The 3,163-nt window shown below is 71.5% G+C and carries 2 protein-coding genes; both read left to right on the top strand.

Annotation, left to right across the window (positions count from 1 at the left end):
• Window positions 1-131 precede the first annotated feature (131 nt).
• Window positions 132-1,997 (top strand): IucA/IucC family protein, encoded by a 1,866-nt coding sequence (locus FNH04_RS43695; protein ID WP_152791790.1) that lies wholly within the window; start codon window positions 132-134, stop codon window positions 1,995-1,997.
• A 284-nt stretch (window positions 1,998-2,281) separates the two neighbouring features.
• Window positions 2,282-3,061, top strand: coding sequence for a GNAT family N-acetyltransferase (locus FNH04_RS43690; RefSeq protein WP_386574942.1), 780 nt, complete (start codon window positions 2,282-2,284; stop codon window positions 3,059-3,061).
• Window positions 3,062-3,163: the final 102 nt, after the last annotated feature.

Raw genomic sequence — 3,163 nt, 5'->3', positions numbered from 1 at the left:
GCCCCCAAGAGCGAGATGCCCGCTCCGAAGTCGGCCCCCCGCCGGCGCCCCGCCGGGGAACCGAATCGTTCCCCCAGCAGAAGAACAGGCTCCAGGAAGCCGAACGCCGACACACCACCCCCTCGGACCCGCTGAACCACCCCGACGCGCACACCGCAGCCCAAGCGGCCGCCATCGAGAACCTGTTGCGCTGCTGGGTACGGGAGCACAACATCCCCGCCCCCGACGACGGCACCCTCCGCGTCCCCCTCACCGCGACCGGCACGGCCCTCCTCACCCCGGTCCACTACTGGTCGCCCACCGGCTGGCACCGCTTCGGCCTCCCGCGCCTGTCCAACGTCCCGGAAACCTCCCCTCCGGCGGACGCGGTGACGGTGGCAGCCCTCCTGGCCAGAGAGGCCGCCGCCGAGAGCTCAGAGCAACGGACAGCGCTCGTCGCCATGGACTGCGGGGTCGCCCCGTGCGGCGCGGAGCCCGAGGGCTCGCGCAGCTCCGCCCTGGAAGGGGCCGAACTCGTCGGCCGGGTCGCCGACTCGTTCCGGCGCACCGCGGCGTTCGTCAGCGACCGGCGCGCCCGCCCCGCCGACGAACCCGACCTCTTCCTCACCGCCGAGCAGGCACTCCTGCTCGGTCACCCCCTGCATCCCGCCCCGAAGAGCCGCGAAGGGCTCTCCGAAGCGGAAGAGCGGCTCTACTCACCGGAGTTGCGCGGTTCCTTCCCGCTGCACTGGATGGCGGTCGCCCCGTCCGTCCTGGAGGCCGACTCGGCATGGACGGTGCACGGCAGACTCGTACCCGCCGAGCAACTGACCGCACAGCTGGCCGGCCCCGGGCCGACGCTGCCCGCCGGCCACGCCGTCCTGCCCCTGCACCCCTGGCAGCTCCGCGAGGTCCTGCACCGCCCGCAGACCCTGGCCCTGCTGGACGCCGGACTGCTCCAGCACCTCGGCCGACTCGGCTCTCCCTGGCACCCCACCTCCTCCGTCCGCACCGTCTACCGCTCCGGCGCCCCCGCGATGCTGAAGCTGTCGCTGGGACTGCGCATCACCAACTCCCGTCGTGAGAACCTCCGCAAGGAACTCCACCGCGGAGTAGAGGTCCACCGCCTCCTCCGCACCGGCCTGGCAAGGCAGTGGCAGGCCGTCCACCCCGGCTTCGACATCGTCCGCGACCCGGCCTGGCTCGCCGTCACCGGACCGGACGGCCACCCCGTGCCCGGCCTGGACGTGATGATCCGGCACAACCCGTTCGCCCCAGCGGACGACGTCTCCTGCATCGCGGGGCTCGTCTCCCCTCGGCCGCACCTCCAGCACCACCCACACCGCCCGACCGAGCACCAGGGGCAGTCGCACCCCATCGGCCCTGAGGCCCCCGTCATGCGATCCAGGCTCGCGGCTGTGGTCTCCCGCCTCGCCGAACGCACCGGACGCCCCCGGCAAGCCGTCGCCGTGGAGTGGTTCCTGCGCTACCTGGAGCTGGTCGTGCGCCCCGTCCTGTGGCTGGACGGCGAGGCCGGCATCGCCCTTGAGGCGCACCAGCAGAACACCCTGGTCCTGCTGGACCCCGAAGGCTGGCCCAGGGGCGGCCGCTACCGTGACAACCAGGGTTACTACTTCCGCGAGTCCCGACGTGCGGACCTCGACGCCCGGCTGCCCGGCATCGGTGAGCGGAGCGACACGTTCGTCGCCGACGAGGTCGCCGATGAACGCTTCGGGTACTACCTCGCGGTCAACAACATCTTCGGGCTCATCGGCGCCTTCGGCTCCCAACACCTCGCCGACGAACGGCTGTTGCTCGCCGCCTTCCGTCGCTTCCTGACCCGTGCGGCAGTCGGCCCGGCCCGGCTGCGCACATCCCTGCCCGCCCAGCTCCTCGACTCACCCGTCCTGCGCTGCAAGGCCAACCTGCTGACCCGGCTGCACGGCCTCGACGAACTCGTCGGCCCGGTCGACACCCAGTCCGTCTACGTCACCATGGCCAATCCCCTCCACTCCTGATGGTTCCGGCACAAGAGCCCCTCACCGCCTCCTTCGGCAACTCCGCGTTTCCGTATCTGCGCCCCTCTGCATCCCGCATCGGGAGTCCGCGCACGCCCCTGAATCCCTGAGGAACATGCCTCGCCCCGTCTCCTGAGAGGAGCGTCGCCGTGTCTCCCACCGACGCGAGCACCGACGCCGACGCCGCCCCTGCCCCGAACAAGGCCCGAGGCGGTACCCCTGTCCGCACCGGCATCGCCGTTGCCGGGTGCACCGGCGCGGACACCGGTGCCGCTGCCCTGCGGGTGTCTGCCGAAGAGGCCGCCACCGGGCCGGGCAACGCACCCGGCGCCAGGAGCGGTTCGGACGAGGCCGATGGTCCGGCAGACGACAGTGAGGACACGCTCGACCTCCGCCTGCCCGACGAGTTCCTCGCACTCCTGGCCGAGGAGACCGAGAAGCCCGGCGTGGGACTGGATGACCGGGATATCGCGGAGACGCATGCGACGGACGACGACCTGCTCGATCACCTCGCCCGCTGGGGACCGATCACGACCCCGGCAGGCGTCCTGCACCTCCTCCCCGTACGCGTCGAACGGGATCTTCCACTGATCAGCCGCTGGATGAACGACCCCGCCGTAGCTGCTTTCTGGAGCCTCGCCGGGCCCGAGGCCGTGGCCGAGCAGTACCTCCGGCGGCGCTCGGACGGCGACGGACGGAGCGTTCCCTGTCTCGGACTGCTGGACGGCACCCCTATGAGCTACTGGGAGGTCTACCGCGCGGATCTCGACCCCCTGGCCCGCCACTACCCCGCCCGCCCGCACGACACCGGAGTCCATCTCCTCATCGGCGGCGTCGCCGACCGCGGGCGAGGGCTTGGTTCCGCCCTGCTCCGAGCCGTCGCCGATCTGATCCTGGCCAAGCGGCCGTCGTGCGCACGCGTCATTGCGGAACCCGACCTTCGCAACACCCCCTCCATCTCCGCCTTCCTGAGCGCCGGCTTCCGGTTCTCCGCCGAGGTCGACCTGCCCGACAAGCGAGCCGCCCTCATGGTCCGAGACCGAGCCCTGCGCGATCTGCTGTAGCGCTGTCACTTTTGGTACACCGCTCGGCCACAGCCGGTTCCCACCCGAGAAAGAACTTCGAAAAATTCCCTCGCCCGCCTCCGCCTCCGCTCCCGCACATGC

It is taken from the genome of Streptomyces phyllanthi, from assembly GCF_009377205.1.
GTDB classification, from domain to species: Bacteria; Actinomycetota; Actinomycetes; order Streptomycetales; family Streptomycetaceae; genus Streptomyces; species Streptomyces phyllanthi.
This window is presented reverse-complemented; position numbering and strand designations above follow the sequence as displayed.